This window comes from Micromonospora sp. IBHARD004, assembly GCF_052814115.1.
Window position 1 is genome coordinate 4,279,431 of sequence record NZ_CP199934.1, and the last position, 18,262, is coordinate 4,297,692.

Below are 18,262 nucleotides of genomic sequence, written 5' to 3' on the forward strand. Positions count from 1 at the left end.
CCGGAAAGGTTCAGCGGGCGTGGCGTTCCGGGTGGGCCCGGTTCCAGGCCCGCATCCGCTCCGGGTAGCCGGTGCGGCCGGCCTCGTACAGCGGGATGGCGTGCTTCTGGGCGATCTTCCCGGCGGCGCGCGGCGAGCCGGTGCGGCGGCGGATCCACTCGCCGTCGTGGGCGATCGCGACCACCGTGGTGTCGGTCGCCGTGGTCTCCGGTTCCAGGTAGAACTCCACGCCCTGCCGGCTGATGGCGAATGCTTCCAGGGCGGCGAGGTCGTCCCCGGTCGCCTCCCGGTCGAGCTTGGTCGGGGTCGTCGTGTCGGCAGCGCGTGACCGTCGGCTGAACCAGCCCATTGCCCGGCTCCTCTCCTCGGCGTCCCTCCCAGTGCAGCACCCTTTCCTGACAGTCACCTGCGAGCCGGATGGCAGCACACTGACCGTCGGGCCCGGGCGGGTCAGCGGGCCGGTGGGCGCAGCACCGGGACCAGAGCGAGGGTGGGCAGCAGCAGGATCGGCACGACCAGCAGCGCGCGCAGCGTGCCGACCTGGTCGCCGAGCAGGCCGAGCAGCGGCGGCCCGCCCAGGAAGGCGGTGTAGCCGATCACCGCGACCACGCTGACCCGGGCCGGCGCCCGGTCCTCGTCGTCGGCGGCGGCGCTCATCCCGACCGGGAAGCCGAGCGAGGCGCCGAGCCCCCAGAGCGCCACGCCGGCGACCGCCAGCGGCCCGGAGCCGGCCAGCACCGCCAGGGTGGCCCCGCCGGCGGCAAGGCCGATGGTGCCGAGCAGCACCGGCACCCGTCCCCACCGGTCGATGGCCACGGTGCCGGCGGTACGGCCGAGCGTCATGCCGACCACGAAGACGCCGAAGACGGCGGCGCCGACCGCCTCGCTGACCCCGTACCCGTCGACGAAGGCGACCGCCAGCCAGTCGTTCGCGCTGCCCTCGGTGAACGCCATCACCAGCACCAGCAGGCCGACGAGCAGGGTCCGGGGCTCCCGCCAGGCGGCCAGCAGCGCCCGCCGGCGGGCCGCCGGCTCCGCCGCGCCGTCGGCCCCCGCGGCGGCCGGCAGGAAGGACCGGGCGCCGAGCAGCGTGCCGATCAGCACCACCATCGCCAGCACGGTCAGGTGCACCCCGACCGGTACGCCCACCCGGGCCGCCCCGGCGCCGATCCCCGCCCCGGCCACCGAGCCCAGGCTCCAGGCGGCGTGGAACCGGGGCAGGATGGTCCGGCCCAGCCGCTTCTCGACGGCCGCGCCCTCGATGTTCATCGCCACGTCGCAGGCGCCGGAGCCGTAGCCGAGGGCGAACAGCCCGGCGGCGACGCCGGCCAGCGAGCCGGCGAGCCCGGCGGAGAGCCCGACCACCGTCATGCCGACCGCGACGAGCAGGGTCGAGGTGGCCACCGTCCGGGCCGGCCCGAGGCGCTGGGTGACCAGGCCGGCGGTCGGCATCGCCAGCAGCGCGCCGACGGACATCGCGAGCAGCAGCAGACCCAGCCGGCCGGCGCTCAGGTCGAGGGACTCCTTGACCGCCGGGACCCGGGAGAACCAGGTGGCCACCGCCAGCCCGTTGAGGGCGAACACGACCGCCACCCCGGTACGGGCGGCCAGGACCGGCCGCGGTACCGCCCGCCGGTCGGCGGTCGGTGTGTCGGTGGTGCTGCTCACAGCGCTGTCTTCCTCTCCCCGGATGGACTGCCTCGCCGACGATCGCACACCTGAGAGCGCTACCACCACAAGCCGGATCCGCCCCTTACCGGCGACCGCCGCGAACCGGCATGATGCCGGGGTGGGGCGGGTGCGGGGGCCGGCCGGGGACGGGTGGAGGACGACATGAGCAGGCCGACGACCCGCCCGGCGACGCTCGAGGACGTGGCCCGGGCGGCCGGGGTGTCCCGGTCGACCGCCTCGCGGGTGATCGCCGGCACCGGGTTCGCCTCGCCCGCCGCCCGGGACCGGGTCGCCGCCGCCGCCGACCGGCTCGGCTACGTGCCGAACCAGGCGGCCCGCGCCCTGGTACGCGGGGCCGGGGTCCGGCTGGTGATCGCCGTGTCCGGCGCCGACGCCACGGTCCTCGACGACCCGTACGTCGACCGGGTGGTGGGCGCCGCCGCCCGGGTCTGCGCGCCACACGGGGTCGGGGTGGCCCTGGAGTGGCTGTCCCTGCGCGCCCCCGCCGGCCTGCGGCGGCTCGGCGAGGACCGGGGTGTCTGCGGGGTGGTGCTGGTCAACACCACCGAACCGGTGCTGGACGCGGTGCCGGCGGGCCTGCGCGGCCGGGTGGCCTCGATCGGCATCGGCTCGGCGACCGTGCCCTCCTTCGACGTGGACAACGCCGGGGGCGCCGACGCGGTGCTCCGCCACCTGTACGACTCGGGCCGCCGCCGGATCGCCATGGTCACCGGACCCCGCTGGCTCTCCTGCGCCGGTCGGTCGGTGACCGCGTACCGGGCGCTGATGCGCGCGGCCGGCCTGCCGGTGCGGCTGGTCGCCGGTGACTTCACCGCCGACCGGGGCGGCCGGGCGGCGCTGGAGGTCCTCACCCGGTGGCCGGAGACCGACGCGATCTTCGCGGCCAGCGACGCCACCGCGTTCGGCGTGATCTCCGCGCTGCGGGGGCGCGGGCTCCGGGTGCCGGGCGACGTGGCGGTGGCCGGGTTCGACGACATCCCGTACGCGGCGGTCAGCACGCCCGCCCTCACCACCGCCACCCACCCGGTCCGGCGGATCGCCACGGCGGCGGCCACCGCAGTGCTGGACGGCAGCCGGGTGCCACCGGTCACCGCATTCCCGTCGACGCTGGTCGCCCGCGAGAGCGCCTGACCGGCAGCGCGCCCCGACCGGCAGGAAGCCTGGCCCGGAGAGCGCCCGACCGGGCGGTTGACCGGCGGGAAGCGGGGTAACCGCCCGGGGATCGGCCGACGGGAGGGGGCGAGACGAGGTGACGGAGCCCGCGCCGCCGCACCGGCGACCGGAGGAGGAGAACCCGCGGCACGGCCGGCTCCACGCGCGGCCGGCCCCGCCGGTGGCCCGGGGCGCCACCGGCCTGACCCCGTTGCCCGCGCCGGGCGGCGGCCCGCCGGCACTGCTGTGCGCCCCGGCCGGCGACGGGCCGTACCGGCTGGTGCTGCTGCTGCACGGGGCCGGCGGGACGGCCCAGCAGGGGCTCGACCTGCTGCTCCCGCTGGCCGACGCGCACCGGCTGCTGCTGCTCGCCCCGCAGGCCACGGCGAGCAGCTGGGACCTGATCGTCGAGGGGTTCGGCCCCGATGTGGCCCGGATCGATTACCTGCTGGGCACGGTGTTCGGGGCGTACCCGGTGACGGAGGTGGCCGTCGGCGGCTTCTCCGACGGGGCGTCGTACGCCCTCTCCCTGGGCCTGACCAACGGCGACCTGGTCGACGCGGTGCTGGCCTTCTCCCCCGGCTTCGCCGCGCCGCTGGTGACCCACGGCCGGCCGCGCGCCTTCGTCTCGCACGGCACCGACGACCGGGTGCTGCCGGTGGACGTGTGCAGCCGGCGGCTGGTCCCCCGGCTGCATTCCCTCGGCTACCCGGTGGAGTACGCCGAGTTCGCCGGCGGCCACGAGGTGCCGGCGGAGATCCGGCAGCGGGCGGTGGCCTGGCTCGCCGGCTGACGTCGGTCAGGCGGGTCCGGTGACCGCGGCGTCCACCCGGCCCAGCACGGTGGCGTCGTCGTCCACGCCCACCCCGCGGAGCAGGTCGATCGCGGTGGCCCGGATCTGCCCGATGATCATGGCGAGCGGGAGGGTCTGGCCGGGGGTGAAGAGCCGCCCGGCGACCCGGACCGCCGCCAGCGCCGCCGCGTCGGCCCGCTCGGCGTGCCGGTCGGCGGCGCCGTCCTGCCCGGCCAGGTCGGCGGCGAGCGCGTCGCCGGCCGCGCGGACGGCCTCCGCCAGGGTGCGGACGGCGGCGCCCAGGTCGGCCGGCACGGGCGCCGGTCCCCGGACCAGGGTGACCGCGGCCCGGGCGAGCACCCGGACGTTGCGGACCGCGTAGTCGATCTGCCGGATCGAGCCCTCCACCGAGCGGAGCCGCCCGATGTGACGGCGTCGCCGCAGGTTGAGCCGCAGCGCCTCACCGGCGGCGAGCACCGCGCCGCGCAGCCGCTCCACCCCGGCGTCGGCGTGCCGGGCCCGGTCCAGCGCGGCCAGCGCCGCCGCCTCGTCGCCCCGGTCGAGGGCCGCCGCGATCTCGTCGAGGAGCCCGGCCAACCCCTGGAAGGTCTGCCGGAACTCGGCGACCAGCGGCGCGAGCGGCCGACGGGCGTCGGCGAGCTGGCTCGCCACGACGGCCACCGCGCCGCCGATCAGCGCGTCGACGAACCGGAACGGGATCAGCGACTCGGTCGGCGGCGCGACCACCACCAGGTAGAGCGCCGAGACGGCGGCCTGCACGACGGAGACCGAGCTGGCGCCGATCGCCACCGCCAGGGCGACGGTCAGCAGGATGACGGTGAAGACCGTCCACGTGGTACGCGGACCGAGCGCCTGGACGACCAGGTCGGCGACGAGCACGCCGGCGGCCACCCCGAGCAGCACCTCCACGGCCCGGCGCATCCGCTGCCCCCGGGCCTGGCCGAGCACGATCAGCGCGGCGGCCGGAGCGAAGAACGGCTGCGGGTGGCCGACCAGCCGGGTGGCCAGGACCCAGGCGACGGTCGCCGCGAGGGTGGCCTCCACCACCGGCAGCCAGCCCCGCCGCAGCCGCACCGCGGCCTCCGGGAACCAGCCCTTGCGTGCCATCGCCACCTCCTCCGCCGCCGGGTCGAACCCACCCATGGTGCGCCGGCCCGGCCCGGACGGCAGCGCCCAGGGCCGCCCCGCGCCGGTGGCGCCGGTCACCTCCGGGCACCGGTGACGTCGCGTGCCCGCCGGCCCGGCGCCCGCCCGGCGCCACCGAACACCAGGTGGTGCAGCCCGCCGATCAGCCGAGCGACCCGGCGGCCGTCGCCCTGAGGAACACCCTGATCCGGCTCACCCCGTCCCGGATGGCGTTGCGTGGCACGGCCGGGTACGCCGACTGGCGACCGCCCGGGTGACCGCCCGACCCGCCGGCCCGGTGGCCGCGCCCGGCGCGACCGGGCGGTCGGCCGGCGACGTCAGTCGGCGGTGGCGAGGCTGGCGTACTCCGGGGAGCTCAGGAAGCGGGTGAGCAGCTCCGCCGTGCCCGGGGTGTACGGCCGGCCGTCGAAGAGCTCGTCCGGGTCGGTGAAGAGGATCGCCGCGCCCTCGCCGAGCACCACGTCCCGCTGCCCGGCCCGGGTCGCGCCGCAGAAGTAGTGCTTGACCCGGTCGATCTCGGGCAGCTCCTGCGTCGCGAAGAGCCGCAGCTCCCCGTCGGGCCGCAGCCCGGTCTCCTCCCACAGCTCCCGGACGGCCGTCTCGTCGATGGCCTCCCCCGGCTCCCAGTGCCCGCCGGGCAGGCCCCAGACGTTCGGGTGGTGCGGGGCGTGCGCGTCGCGGAGCTGGAGCAGCAGCCGCCCGGCGCGGTCGACCAGCAGGACGCAGGCGATCGGGTGCATCCGGCCAACCTACTGCCCGGCGCCCACCGCCGGGGTCCCGGCCGGACCGGGCCGGTCGGCCCTTCTGCGCGTCGCGCCCGGGGTCCCCAATGGGAGGTGGCGGCCGTTCACGAGGAGGTTCCGATGCCCGCGACAGGTGACCCGTACCGCGCCGGGATCTGGCGCCGGCACGCGCGGTGGATGTACCGGGGCGGCCGGGCGAACGCCCTGGCCCGGCTGTTGAACGGCCTCTCGGCGCGGCAGTACGCGGCCGGGCTGGCGCCCGGGCACTGGGTGACGCTGGAGGTGCCGGGCCGGCGTACCGGCCGGGTCGTCTCCGTGCCCCTGGTGGTGGCGGACCACGACGGCGGGCGGTACCTGGTGGCGATGCTCGGCGAGCGGGCCAACTGGGTGGCCAACGTCCGGGCGGCCGGTGGTCGGGCGGTGCTGCGGCACGGCCGGCGGGAGCCGGTCCGGCTGGTGGAGGTGGCGGTGGCCGACCGGCCCCCGATCCTGCGCCGGCACCTGGCCCTCGCCCCCGGCGCCCGACCGCACGTGCCGGTGGACCGGCACGCCCCGCCGGCCGACTTCGCCCGGGTCGCCGCCGGCTTCCCGGTGTTCCGGATCCTGCCGGACCCCGGCGCGGGTCGGACCGGCTGAGCCGGCCCGACCCGGGGTGGCCGGTGGGGGTCAGCCCCGGGCGCGCCAGACGGGGCTGTCGACGTAGAGGTTGTCGTAGCGTTCGCCGCTCGCCCCGATCTCGGCCGGGTCGGCCTCGCCCCGATACACCCGCTCCAGCAGCCGGTAGTAGTCGAAGCGCACGATGCCCGGGGTGAAGAGCACCAGCACGTCGGCGGACTCGCCGGCGGCCGGGGCGAAGGCGTGCAGGGTGCCCGCCGGCACGACCAGCAGGTCGCCGCGGCGCAGGGTACGGATCTCCTCGCCGACCAGCACGTCGAGCACGCCGTCGAGGACGAAGAAGCTTTCGGCCGCGCTGGTGTGCAGGTGGGGTGGGGCGCCCGGGGAGCCGCGGTGCAGGGTGGCCCGGTTGGCGGTCAGCGCGCCGCCGGTCACGTCGGCGTCGGCGAGCAGGGTGATCAGGCTGGTCGGCCCGGCTCCGGCCCGATACCGCCTTGCGGGAGCGGCGCGGCTCTGCCAGCATCGGGTCCATGATCGAGAGAAAGGGCGTGCGCGCCCTCGCGCGATGAGCGCCAGCAGCCGGCAGCGGGCGAGACGCCGCGCCGGAACCGGCCGGGACCATGCGGCACACCTCGACCGCTGGCACCGGGCGGCGGAGATCCGCGACGAGTGGTTGCGGGCCGCCCTGCACACCGAACCCGCCGACCGGGAGACCGCGAAACGGGCCATCACCGGCCTGTACGCCCTGCTCGGCCGGCGCCGCCCCCGCTTCCAGTGGGTGGCCAGCCCCCGGCAGGCCGTGGACCTGCTCGACGAACCCCCGATCCGGCTCGGCGGGCCGGTCGACCCAACCGCCCCGTGGCACGTGGCCCATCAGCTCGCCGACGCGGCGCACCGGCTCGCCGGCCGGCTCGACGAGCGGGCGGGCCCGGCCCGGACGTTCTGGTGGCCCACGGATCGGATCGCCCGTACCCGGCCGCCGGCCGAGGCGCTCGCCGACGGCGTCAGCCTGGCCGAGCTGCTCGTCGTCGGGGTGCGCGACTCGCTGGACCGGTCGGTGCACGACGGGCTCCGGACGCCGCTGCGGGCCGCGCTCACCGAGGCGGTCGGCGAACCGCCCGGCCTGCGCTGGCACGGGCAGCACGACGCGCCCTGGGTGGCGTACCACGACGTGCGGCGGCGGCTGCGGCCCGGGCTGTTCCACCCGGACGACGACCGGCAGGTCGACCTCTGGGCGGACATCGCCCGCTCCTGCGGCTGGTGGTGGCCACGGGAGGACGTCTGCGTGGTCACCGAGCGGACCGGCGTGGCGCACACCGAGGCACTGCCGGGGGCGCTGCACGGCGAGGTCCGTACCCACAACCGGCACGGGCCGGCGATCGGGTACGCCGACGGCTGGGGCGGCCACGCCTGGCACGGCACCGCCGTACCGGCGTGGGTGATCGAGGAGCCGACCGTGGCGCGGATCGGGGTGGAGCGCAACGTCGAGGTGCGCCGCTGCGCGATCGAGCGCCTCGGCTGGGACGCGTACCTCGACCAGGCCCGGTTGGCGCTGGTCGCCGAGGCGCCCGACCCCGGCAACCCCAGCTGCCGGCTCCAGCTCTACGACCTGCCCCAGCGCGTGTGGGGCACCCCGGCCCGGGTCCTGCTGGCGGTCAACGGCTCCGTCGAACGCGACGGCCACCGCCGCCGGTACGGCCTCAGCGTCCCCGCCGACCTCGACGATCCGGTGGCCGCCGCCGGCTGGTCGTACGGCCTCTCCGGCGAGCAGTACGCCCGCCTCCTCCGACGAACCTGAAGGTGATCACATGGACCTGACCCTGGAAGAGCTGACCCACCGCACCGGACTGACCGTCCTCGACCACCTGGAGCAGCAGGTGCGCATCCCCGTCGTCGACGGGCTCCAGGCCCAGGGCGACCTGATCGTCATCCCGCTGGCGGTGCTCGACGACGTCGACGTGCCGGCGCGGGCGCGCTGGCGTCCGGTGCCGCCCTCGGGCGTGGAACTGCTGCGCGGCGCGGCCGGGGGCAACCCGCACACGCTGGTCGCCGAGCCGGGCGCCGCCGAGTGGACCACCGAGGTCCACGACCGGCAGCGGCTCGCCGTCGGGGTGCTGCGGGCGACCCGGCCCGCGTACCTGATCCATCCCGAGCACGGCGGCTCCGGCATCGCGCCGGGGACGTACCTGGTGCGCCGGCAGCGCGAGCGCAGCACCCAGCGCGGCCAGGCCGACTTCCTGGTCGCCGACTGACGGCGGGGTCGGGCCGCCGCCGCGACACCGAGCGTGGCGGCGGCGGCCCGACCGATTCCGCCCGCACCCGACCGATCGCCGTCACCGGCGTGCCGCCGTCACTCCGTCCGGACCCCGTCGGCGCGCTCCGCGGCCCGCTCCCGGCGTGCCGCCCGCCGGCCCAGCCAGATCCGTACCGCGATGACCAGCAGCACCACCGCGAGCAGCACCTCTCCGCCCAGGCCGAGTCGCCGCTCCAGCAGCCGATACGAGGCGCCGGCCAGGTAGCCGAGCACGGCCACGGTCACCGCCCAGAGGGCCCCGCCGGTGACGTTGGCCAGGGTGAAGGTGCGCCGCGGTATCCCGCTCATGCCCGCGAGACCCGGCACCAGCGCCCGCAGCGCGGCCGCCCACCGGCCGAGCACCACGGCCAGGGCGCCGCGCCGCCGGACCAGGTCGAGCGCCCGGCGCAGCTCCCCGGAGCGGACGAACCGGCGCGGCATCCGGTCCAGCAGCCGCCGGCCCCAGCGGCGGCCGACCAGGTAGCCGGCCTGGTCGCCCAGGGCCGCCCCGGCCAGCGCGGCGACCACCACCGCCCAGAGCGGCAACCGCCCCTCGTGGGCGAGGACCCCGCCGACCAGCACGGCCACCTCCCCCGGTACGACCAGGCCGAGGAAGGTCGACGCCTCCAGCGCCGGGAGCAGGAAGACCAGGACCAGCACCAGGGCCGGCGGCAGCGCCACCAGCAGGTTCAGCACCCGGTCCATCCGCTGATTGTCGCCCCGCCGGCCGGCCCCCACCCCCGCGTCACCCCACCCGGCGGCACCCCTGGGAGCCGGGCGCCGGGCGGTCCCGCCCACGGGACGGCCGGGTCGAGGAATGAATCGCGGGCGTGCCGGGGAGAATAGCCGGCGACGGGAGGGTTACAGCGCGAGCGAGCGCCCGGGCCCGGGGACGTGGACGGGACGGGGGGCCGGACGTGGAGGGTGGGACAGCCGCCGACGAGCTGTTTCCCGGCGACGACCCGACCAGCGCGGCGCTCCGGGCGACGGACTGGTCGGCGACCCCGCTGGGGCCCGTCGAGTCGTGGCCGGTGGAGCTGCGGTCCGCGGTCCGGACCCTCATGCCCTCCCGGATCCCGATGCTGCTCTGGTGGAGCCACGAGCTGGTGCAGATCTTCAACGACCCGTACACGAGCGTCCTCGGGGACAAGTTCCCGGCGGCCGTCGGTCAGCGCGCGGTGGACTGCTGGGCCGAGATCTGGGACGTCGTCGGACCCCTGACCGAGCGGGCGCTGTCCGGCGGATCCACCTACTCCCACAATCAGCTGCTCTTCATGCTCCGGCACGGCTTCCTGGAGGAGACGTACTGGACCTACTCCTACAGCCCCATCCAGAACGCCGACGGGCGGGTCGACGGAGTTTTCGTGGCCACCAGCGACGTCACCCGCCAGATCGTCGGCGACCGCCGCCTGGCGCTGTTGCGCCAGCTGGGTGAACTCTCGATCGCCGAGGCGGACAGCGCGGCGGACGCCGTCCGGGCGGCTTCCCGGATCCTGGCCCGCGGGCCCGCCGACCTCCCGGCGGGCATGGTCTATTTGGTCGGGGAGCTGCCGGACCACGGCGACAGCCCGACGCCGGACGGTGAGCGACTGCGCCTGGTGGCGTCGTTCGGCCTCGTCGACGGGGCCGAGCGGACCGCCGCCGACCCGCCGGCCGAGGTGGCGGAGGCGATCAAGACGGGGCGGCCGGTGCGAGTGACCGGCCTGGCCGGGACGACCTGGCCGCTGGCGCGCGCGGACGGCGTCGGGGAGCCGGCTCCCGTCGACGAAGCGGTGGCGCTGCCGCTGTTGGCCACCGGGGGTGGCCGGCCGGTCGGGGCGCTGGTCCTGGGCGTGAGCCCCTACCTACCGTTCGACGAGCCGTATCAGCACTTCCTGGACCTGGTGGCGAGCCGGGTCTCCACCGCGCTGACCGATGTGCTGGCGTACGAGGCGCAGCGGCGGCGGGCCGCCGCGCTGGCCGAGCTGGACGCGGCCAAGACCAACTTCTTCACCGACGTCAGTCACGAGCTGCGCACCCCGCTGACGCTGATCACCGGGCCGGTGCAGGAGAGTCTCGCCGACGAGCGGGAGCCGTTGCCACCGGCCCAGCGGGAGCGGCTGGAGCTGGTGCACCGCAACGCCGGCCGGCTGCGCAAACTGGTCAACGACATGCTGGACTTCGCCCGGATCGAGGGCGGCCGGCTGGAGGCGGAGCGGGTGCCCACCGACCTGGCGGCCCTCACCCGGGGCATCGCCGAGTCCTTCGGGTACGCGATGGAGGGGGCCGGGCTGGCCTTCGAGGTGGACGTGCGGCCGCTGCCCCGCACCGGGTACGTGGACCGGGACATGTGGGAGAAGGTCGTGGTCAACCTGCTCTCCAACGCGCTGAAGTACACCCTCGAAGGCATCGTCCGGCTCCGGCTGACGGGCGACCAGGAGACGGTCACCCTCTCGGTCAGCGACACCGGCGTCGGCATCCCGGCCGACCAGCAGCCGCTGCTGTTCCGCCGCTTCCACCGGGTACGCGGCGGCGGCGGGCGGACCCACGAGGGCGCCGGCATCGGGCTGGCCCTGGTCCAGGAGCTGGTCCGGCTGCACGGCGGTGAGGTGGGCGTGCGCTCGGTCGAGGGCGAGGGCTCCACGTTCACGGCGCGGATCCCGTACGGCCGGCCCACCGAGGTCCGGCCCGGCGCGGAGGAGGCCAGGCCCGGGGCGTACGGCGAGGAGGCCCTGCGCTGGGTGCCGGAGGCGCTGCCGGGCCCGGCGGCGACCGACCGGGCCGGCGGCCAGGCCCCGCCGGCGGACGCCCCGACCGTGCTGGTGGTGGACGACAACCAGGACCTGCGGACGTTCCTGGTCGGCCTGCTCGCGCCCAGCTACCGGGTGCTCGCGGCCGGCGACGGCCGGGCGGCGCTGGACCTGGTCGCGACCGAGCCCCCGGACCTGGTCCTCACCGACGTGATGATGCCGCGGATGGACGGTTTCGCCCTGCTGGCCGCGCTGCGCGCCGACCGGCGCACGGCCGGTGTGCCGGTCATCCTGCTCTCCGCCCGGGCCGGCGAGGAGGCGGCGGTGGAGGGGCTGCGGGCCGGCGCGGACGACTACCTGCCCAAGCCGTTCTCCTCCCTGGAACTGCTCGCCCGGGTCCGGGCGCACCTGGAGCTGTCCCGGCTGCGCAACCGGGAGGCGACCTGGCGCAGCGCCCTGATCGACTCGTTGCAGGACGCCTTCGTGGTCTACGACGCCAGCTTCACCCTGGTGGAGGCCAACCACGCCTTCTGCCGGCTGCTCGGCTTCGACCGGCTGGAGCTGCCGGCACCGGCCCCGCAGTCGTGGTGGCCGGACCCGGAGACCGAGCCGGCGGAGCGGCGTGGGGTCGAGGCGATGGTGCGGGAGATGGGGAAGGCCGACGGCGGGCGGGTGACCGTGCCGCTGCGGCACGCGGACGGGCACCGGATCTGGGTGGAGACGGTCCACAACGCGCTGCGGGAGCCGGTCACCGGCCAGCGGCTGCACGTGGCGACCATGCGCGACGTCACCGCCGAGGTCCGCGGCGCCGCCCGGCAGACCGCGGTGGCCGCGCTGGCCACCCGGCTGGCCAGCGCCAGCGACATCACCGAGGTGCTGGCGGGCGGCCTCGCCGAGCTGGCCGAGCTGCTCGGCGGGGCGCGTGGGGTGGCGGTCAGTCCCGACCCGGCCGGAACGCCCGTGGTGGTGAGCGCCGGACGGGAGCTGACCCCGGAGATCCGGCGGATCCTCGACGCGACCTTGCCGGAGGCCGACCCGTACCTGGCCCGGGACGACGCCGGGCGGGTGACCGGCATCGCGGCCCGGATCGGGGTGGGCGTCGGCACCGGGGGGATCTGGCTGGAGCCGGACGCGCCCCGGGCGATGACCGCGGTGGACGCGCCGCTGATCCGCCAGCTCTGCGGGGCGCTGGCCCAGGCGCTGGTCCGGGCCCACGCCTACGAGACGCAGCGGGGCGTGGCGCTGGCCATGCAGCGGGCCATGCTCGGGCCGACCGACCTGCCGGCCGGCTTCGCGGTCCGCTACGAGCCGGCGGTCCGCCCGCTGGAGGTGGGTGGCGACTGGTACGACGTGGTGCCGCTCCCCGGCGACCTGGTCGGCGTGGTGGTCGGCGACTGCGTCGGACGGGGGCTGTCGGCGGCCACGGTGATGGGGCAGCTGCGCAGCGCCTGCCGGGCCATGCTGCTCCAGGCGAAGAGCCCGGCCGAGGTGCTCTCCGCGCTGGACGGCTTCGCTCGGCTGATTCCCGGCGGCGCCTGCACCACGCTCTTCTGCGCGATCATCGACCGCGCGGGCGGCCAGGTGCGCTACTCCTCCGCCGGCCACCCGCCGGGCATCCTGATGCACCCGGACGGCGCAGCCGAGCTGCTGGACGGGGCCCGTTCGGTGCCGCTGGCCAGCGTGGCGGTCGACCGGCGTCCGGAGACGGTCGCCCGGGTGCGGCCCGGCTCGACGCTGCTGCTCTACACCGACGGCCTGGTGGAGCGGCGCCGGGAGCTGATCGACGCGGGCATCTCCCGGGCGGTGGACGTGCTCGCCGCCGGTCGGGACATCTCCGAGGGTGAGCTGGTCGACCGGCTGGTACGCGACCTGCTGCCGGCCTCCGGCAGCGACGACGTCGCCGTGCTGGTCTACCGGCACCGGGGGCCGACGGTCTTCACCGCCGAGGTGCCGGCCGACCCGGCCCAGCTCGCCCCCACCCGGGAGCGGCTCCGGGCCTGGCTGCACGGCCTCGGCGTGAGCGATTGGGACGTCGAGACGGTACTCATCGCCACCGGCGAGGCGTGCGCGAACGCGATCGAGCACGGCTACCGGTTCGCCCCGGGCGCGATCACCACCCTCCGGGCCGAGCTGCACGACGACCGGCTGGAGATCGAGGTCATCGACCACGGCGGCTGGCGGGCGAGCGACCCGGACGCCGGCGCGGACCGGGGGCGGGGGCGGCTGATCATGGCGCGGGTGATGGACGAGGCGACGATCGTCGGCACGCCCGAGGGGACGACGGTACGGCTGGTGAAACGGCTCTCCGGCGGGTCCTGAGCGCCGGCCACCTGCCCGATCGCCGGCCCGGCCCCGCCGGACGGGCCGGTGGGGCCGTGTCCACCTCCCGTCGCAAGGCCGACGCCGAGGTCCGGCGGGCGGTGAAGATCAGCTATAAGTGACACATGGACTTCCCGGCGTACCTGGCCACCATGCCGATGCACGCGATCACCGAGATCCACGGCGAACCGGGGCTGCTGGAGCGGTTCCGGCTGGAGATCCGGGCGTTCGACGCCGCCGCCCGGGATCGGCTCACCGAGGCGCTCGACCTCGCCGCCGAGCTGCACCGCGACGACCGGCGGGTGCGCGAGCCCTACCTCAACCACCTGCTGCGGGTGGCGATCCGGATGATGCACCACTACCAGGTGCGCGACGTCGATGTGATCGTCGCCGGCCTGCTGCACGACGCCGTGGAGGACCACCCGGCGGAGCTGGCCGGCCCCGACGCGGCCGGCGACCCGACGGAGGCGGCGCTGGCCGCGCTGGCCGCGCGGTTCGGCCCGCGCGTCGCCCGCCTGGTCGGTGCGGTCACCAACCCGGCGTACGACCCGGAGCGGGACCGGCACGTCCAGTACCGGGAGCACGTGGCGGCCAGCCTGGACCGGGAGCCCTGGGCCCGGGTGATCAAGATGTCCGACTTCACCGACAACGGGGTGGGCGTGATCCACACGGTGGGGCCGAAGGTGGCCCGCTCCGCCGCCAAGTACCGCCCGCTGGTGCCGGTCTTCCGGGACCTGATCGCCCGGCCGGACACCCCGCTGTCCGCGCCGGTGAAGCGGCACATCTTCGCCCAGCTCGACCTGGCCGAGGAGCGGTTCAGCGCGATCCTCGACCGGCCCAACTGACCGGTTCAGCGGCGGCGCGATGTCGTCGAACCAGCCGCGACGACCGGGGCGGGTGCGGGTGGGCGGCGTACCCGCCCACCCGCACCCCGGTCGGTCGCCTACTGGGCGAACGCCTGGAACTCGGCGATCCGGACGTTGTTCGCCTGGACGCTGGCGGTCGTGCAGTCGGTCGCCGCCCGCGGGTCGGCGTCCTGCTCACCGGCGTAGTCCGGCGCGCCGGTGCACTGGTTGGTCACCACCTCGACGCGCAGGTGGGTCGCCTTCGTCCGGGGGATGTCGAACGACCGGAGGATCAGCTCCGGCGCCCGGGGCCGGGGCGCCACCGATGGGAAGGCGTCCGCCGGGCTGGTGTAGACGGCGTGGAAGTCGGCGGCGTCGGCACAGGTGACCGCGCCCTCCGCCGTGCACGCCAGCACCCGGAACTGCCGCAGCGCCGAGAACCGGCTCTGCGTGCCGGCGTCCGGGTCGCCGGTGACCGGCGGCCGGAGCATCGCGCTGACCTGCACCCGACGCACCTGCTGGGCGCCGCCGGCCAGGTCGACGGTGACCTGCCGGCCGGCGACCGGGCTGCCCAACGAGGCCCAGTTGGTGGCCTCGTCGTCGTCGGCGATCCGGGCCAGGTTGACGCCGTCGCCGCTGACCGCCGCGCCGGCGATGGCCGAGGCGAGGTTGACCGGTACCTGCACCGGCAGGTCGCGCACCTGCCCGGCCTTCACGGTGACCGGGCCGACCCGGACGTGACCGTGGCCCGGGGCGCGGACGACGAACTCGTACGTGCCGGGGACCAGGCGCACCTGGTCGGTGAGCGGGGTGGCCGGGTCGGTGTCCGCGACCGGCACGGCCCGGGCCTGGTAGCGGCCCACGAAGAGCTGCGCCCCCGGTACGGCCACGTCGTCGACGACCGGCCGGAACGTCAGCGTCGCCTCGTCCGCGTACGGGGAGGTGAAGCCCGGCGTCGGGTCGACGTCGCCGTTGCCGACGCTGGCCGCGGTCTCGCCGAGGCCGCGCGCGGCGAAGGCGTTCCAGAGCAGGTCCTGGTTCGCCCCGCCGAAGCGGATCCGGTCGGCGGCGAGCATCGCGTCCCGGGCATCGACCATGCTCACCTGGCTGACCGCCATCAGCAGGAACGAGTCGAAGACGAGCTGGATCCAGCGCCGGTTGCCCGGGCAGGCGGTGACCGGCGTCGCGCCGTTGGCGCAGGACTTCTGGAGCGCCGCGTCGCCCGCGCCGTAGCGCCGCATCATCGCGGCCCGGATGTCGACGTTGGTGGCGCTCCACACCTCGCCGGAGGCGTGCACCTGGAGACCGACGAAGTCGTAGTCGACGCTGCTGTAGTTGAGCGGGTTGGCGCTCATGTTGTAGTTCCGGATGCCGACGTCCGGGTCGCCGGTGGCGTACTCGCCGATGGTGAACCCGCGGCGGCCCGGCGCGGCGTACCCGTGCTCGTACAGGTACTCCATCGCCAGCTGGTCCGACCAGCTCTCGCTCATCCCCTGCGGGGAGCTGACCCCGGCGTTCGGGCCGGCGATCATGCGGTTGCTGATGGCGTGGCCGTACTCGTGGGCGATGACCGACATGTCGAAGTCGCCGTCCACGCAGGGCGCGTAGAACGAACCGGCGATCGGCTGCCACAGGTACATGTTGGTGATCGGGGCGACGCCGTCGGCCGGGGTGATCTGGTTGGCGTTGTCCCGGGCGGCGAAGTTCGGCGGGCCGCCACTGATCCCGCCGGCCTGGGCGTTGCCCTGCTCGGAGTCGGCGCCGAGGCCGCCACGGCCGAAGTTGTCCTGTTGCAGGTTCCAGGTCGCCTCGGTGAAGCCCAGGTGGTACGACCAGTCGTGCATCCGGTTGTGCATCCCGAACAGGTTGGCCCGGGCGGCGTCGATGTCGTTGGCCTGCGGCGAGGTGAAGGTGTCCGGGCTGCACTTCTGCTCGTACCACTGGTTCGCCCAGGGGTAGGCGTAGTTGCGGTCCGGCCGCGGCGTGGCCGTCTCGGTGCCCACGCTGAACGGGTCGTTGCTGTTCCAGTTCTGCACCGCGATGGTGTTGTTGCCCTTGGTGGTCAAGGTGGACGCCCCGGTGGCCGGGTCGACGTCCCAGGGCAGCGGCGACGCGGCGGTGCCGACGACCTCGTCGCACCCGGCGCCGGCCTGGAAGCACCAGCGGACCCGGGTGTCGGCCGACGAGTGGTCGGTCGACGGGGAGTTCGGGAAGACCTCCCACTGCGGGTCGTCCGCCTCGTGGTCAACGAGGTCCTCCCGGACCAGCACGCTGCCGTCCCGGGCGTCCACGTAGGTGGAGAAGGCGGCCGGGTCCGCGCCGGTGAGGTCCGCGCCGAGGATCACCTCGTACGCGGCCCGCGCGCCCCGGTCGGCGGTCGGCACCGCGACCAGCGAGGTGCGCAGGAATCTCGGGTTCGTGAGACCGGCGTCGGCCGCCGCCGCCCGCTGCGCCTGCGCCGCCGTGAGGGTGGCCGGTGCCGGCGCGGCCCCGTCCCGGGCGAGGGACGAGCCGACGTGCCACACCGCGCCGTCGCGGACGCCGACCGCGAGGACGCCGTCCACCGCGGCCGGCAGGTCGCCGAAGCGCTGGCGGAACAGGACGGTGGCGCCGTCGCCCATCGGGGCGACGGTCAACTCCTCCAGTGCCGCCGCGCCGCTGGCGGTCAGCCCCAGCAGGTCCCGGTTGGCGGCCACGTAGGCCCGCGCCGCGGCGGCCGGGTCGGCGGGCAGGCCGGTGGCGAGCGGCCGGCCGGTGGAGGCGAGGGTGGCGGGGGTGCCGAAGGTGTTCCAGCGGGCCCGCGCGCCGAGCGCGGCGGCCCGGTCGCGCTGGCGGTCGGTCGGGGCGATCCGCCCCTGTCGGTTGTCTCTGGCCTTGCTGTCCTGGCGGTCGCCCGGCAGGTCGCCGGGTCGGGCCTGGGTGGGGGTCTGTTCCCGGGGTGCCGCCTGGCCGCCAGCTCCTGCGGTCAGGACCAGCCCGGCCGCGAGTAGCAGCGCGGTGGTCCCCGTCAACGCACGGGATGGTGTGCGCACGGTCCCTCCTGTCGTCGAACGGCGATGTTCGTCCTGCCATCCGACCAGCCCGTCGTGGTGATCCGGCATTGGCTGAACATCCACAAATGCCGAATGCTCGATGGGTCCTCGATCCGACAACAGTCGCCTCGGCCGCCGCCTTCCCGTCGAAGAGTCCGGAGAGGAGCATAAAACCGCAGATCAGTACGGGGATGAGAGGCTTGGAGGAACCATCGTGAGGGGCCGCATCCATCGCCGCGGCGCGATGCTGTGCGCCGGGGTCGGTCTGTCCGTCGCGCTCGGAGCCGGCTGCTCAGCGGCCGATCGGGACGAGGTCGGACCGACGGGGCCGCCCTCGCTCGCCGCGCCGACCACGACACCCGCCGGCTCGGGCACGCCGGACGCTTCCCCGAACACCCGTCAACCGACCGCGGTGCCGGCTACCACGCCGACGGCGGGAACCGTGCGCCTGACCGCGGTCGAGCTGCTACCGGAGGACCCGTATCCGGGGGGACAGCTCGTGGTGCTGGTCAATGGCAGCGGTGGACCGGTCGACCTCACCTGCTGGACGGTGCGCTCCACGGTCACCGGTAAGTCCGCCCGGATCATGACCGGCCACGCTCTGCCGCCGGGGGGCTATCTCCGCCTGCTCCCGGAATCTGTCCTGTTCGACTCCGCGGACACACTGTCGCTTCTCGACCGGAGCGGGCGACTGGTGGACCGGACACCGTCGCTGACCGATCGGGCCCGGGACGACCAGGTGTGGTTCCGGCAGCGGAACGGCTCCTGGACGTTCGGTCGCGGGTTCCGGCTGCCCGACCGGGTGGACGACGGTCGGCTGGCGGTCGGCATCAACACCTGCTGACCCCGAGGAGGGGCCGTGAGGCATCGAGTATCGCGGGC

General features: G+C 75.8%; 16 protein-coding genes. 9 read left to right on the forward strand and 7 right to left on the reverse strand.

Annotated elements, in window-relative coordinates; translation table 11 throughout:
• Positions 1–10: 10 nt before the first annotated feature.
• Both ACTWO6_RS20900 and ACTWO6_RS20905 read right to left on the reverse strand, forming a co-directional pair.
• On the reverse strand, positions 11–349 hold the full coding sequence (locus ACTWO6_RS20900) for a hypothetical protein (RefSeq protein WP_446215505.1): 339 nt from the start codon (positions 347–349) through the stop codon (positions 11–13).
• Between the two features lie 101 nt (positions 350–450).
• Entirely contained in the window at positions 451–1,668 is a 1,218-nt protein-coding gene (locus tag ACTWO6_RS20905; protein ID WP_446215506.1) for an MFS transporter, read from the reverse strand.
• Positions 1,669–1,833: 165 nt separating this feature from the next.
• On the opposite strand from ACTWO6_RS20905, the gene ACTWO6_RS20910 reads away from it, so the two are divergent.
• Positions 1,834–2,823, forward strand: coding sequence for a LacI family DNA-binding transcriptional regulator (locus tag ACTWO6_RS20910; RefSeq protein ID WP_446215507.1), 990 nt, complete (start codon positions 1,834–1,836; stop codon positions 2,821–2,823).
• A 118-nt stretch (positions 2,824–2,941) separates the two neighbouring features.
• Positions 2,942–3,637 (forward strand): alpha/beta hydrolase, encoded by a 696-nt coding sequence (locus tag ACTWO6_RS20915; RefSeq protein WP_446215508.1) that lies wholly within the window; start codon positions 2,942–2,944, stop codon positions 3,635–3,637.
• 6 nt (positions 3,638–3,643) lie between these two features.
• Here ACTWO6_RS20915 and ACTWO6_RS20920 read toward each other — a convergent pair whose 3' ends face one another.
• The gene (locus ACTWO6_RS20920; RefSeq protein WP_446215509.1) at positions 3,644–4,864 is read right to left on the reverse strand and encodes an FUSC family protein; all 1,221 of its coding nucleotides are present in this window, start codon (positions 4,862–4,864) and stop codon (positions 3,644–3,646) included.
• A 65-nt stretch (positions 4,865–4,929) separates the two neighbouring features.
• Between ACTWO6_RS20920 and ACTWO6_RS20925 the strand changes: the two genes are divergently transcribed.
• A complete protein-coding gene (locus ACTWO6_RS20925; RefSeq protein WP_446215510.1) occupies positions 4,930–5,061 on the forward strand; it encodes a hypothetical protein in 132 nt (43 codons plus the stop codon).
• 60 nt (positions 5,062–5,121) lie between these two features.
• On the opposite strand, the gene ACTWO6_RS20930 is transcribed toward ACTWO6_RS20925, so the two are convergent.
• On the reverse strand, positions 5,122–5,544 hold the full coding sequence (locus tag ACTWO6_RS20930; RefSeq protein WP_446215511.1) for an NUDIX domain-containing protein: 423 nt from the start codon (positions 5,542–5,544) through the stop codon (positions 5,122–5,124).
• Positions 5,545–5,667: 123 nt separating this feature from the next.
• Here ACTWO6_RS20930 and ACTWO6_RS20935 point away from each other — a divergent pair, with 123 nt between their 5' ends.
• A complete protein-coding gene (locus ACTWO6_RS20935; protein ID WP_446215512.1) occupies positions 5,668–6,183 on the forward strand; it encodes a nitroreductase/quinone reductase family protein in 516 nt (171 codons plus the stop codon).
• A gap of 30 nt (positions 6,184–6,213) precedes the next feature.
• On the opposite strand, the gene ACTWO6_RS20940 is transcribed toward ACTWO6_RS20935, so the two are convergent.
• Complete coding sequence (locus tag ACTWO6_RS20940) at positions 6,214–6,597, reverse strand: cupin domain-containing protein (protein ID WP_446215513.1); 384 nt, start codon at positions 6,595–6,597, stop codon at positions 6,214–6,216.
• 130 nt (positions 6,598–6,727) lie between these two features.
• Between ACTWO6_RS20940 and ACTWO6_RS20945 the strand changes: the two genes are divergently transcribed.
• Positions 6,728–7,960, forward strand: coding sequence for a DUF6745 domain-containing protein (locus ACTWO6_RS20945; RefSeq protein WP_446215514.1), 1,233 nt, complete (start codon positions 6,728–6,730; stop codon positions 7,958–7,960).
• A 10-nt stretch (positions 7,961–7,970) separates the two neighbouring features.
• A complete protein-coding gene (locus tag ACTWO6_RS20950) occupies positions 7,971–8,414 on the forward strand; it encodes a hypothetical protein (protein WP_446215515.1) in 444 nt (147 codons plus the stop codon).
• Between the two features lie 98 nt (positions 8,415–8,512).
• Here ACTWO6_RS20950 and ACTWO6_RS20955 read toward each other — a convergent pair whose 3' ends face one another.
• Positions 8,513–9,160, reverse strand: coding sequence for a DedA family protein (locus ACTWO6_RS20955; protein WP_446215516.1), 648 nt, complete (start codon positions 9,158–9,160; stop codon positions 8,513–8,515).
• 212 nt (positions 9,161–9,372) lie between these two features.
• Between ACTWO6_RS20955 and ACTWO6_RS20960 the strand changes: the two genes are divergently transcribed.
• Together ACTWO6_RS20960 and ACTWO6_RS20965 are read left to right on the forward strand one after the other, a co-directional pair.
• Positions 9,373–13,503 carry a SpoIIE family protein phosphatase gene (locus ACTWO6_RS20960; protein ID WP_446215517.1) on the forward strand — a complete coding sequence of 1,377 codons (4,131 nt, stop codon included), beginning with the start codon at positions 9,373–9,375 and terminating at the stop codon, positions 13,501–13,503.
• A 125-nt stretch (positions 13,504–13,628) separates the two neighbouring features.
• Positions 13,629–14,348, forward strand: a complete 720-nt coding sequence (locus ACTWO6_RS20965; RefSeq protein ID WP_446215518.1) for an HD domain-containing protein — start codon at positions 13,629–13,631, stop codon at positions 14,346–14,348.
• A gap of 98 nt (positions 14,349–14,446) precedes the next feature.
• Here ACTWO6_RS20965 and ACTWO6_RS20970 read toward each other — a convergent pair whose 3' ends face one another.
• Complete coding sequence (locus ACTWO6_RS20970; RefSeq protein ID WP_446215519.1) at positions 14,447–17,359, reverse strand: M36 family metallopeptidase; 2,913 nt, start codon at positions 17,357–17,359, stop codon at positions 14,447–14,449.
• Between the two features lie 463 nt (positions 17,360–17,822).
• Here ACTWO6_RS20970 and ACTWO6_RS20975 point away from each other — a divergent pair, with 463 nt between their 5' ends.
• Positions 17,823–18,224, forward strand: coding sequence for a lamin tail domain-containing protein (locus tag ACTWO6_RS20975; protein WP_446215520.1), 402 nt, complete (start codon positions 17,823–17,825; stop codon positions 18,222–18,224).
• Positions 18,225–18,262 lie beyond the last annotated feature (38 nt).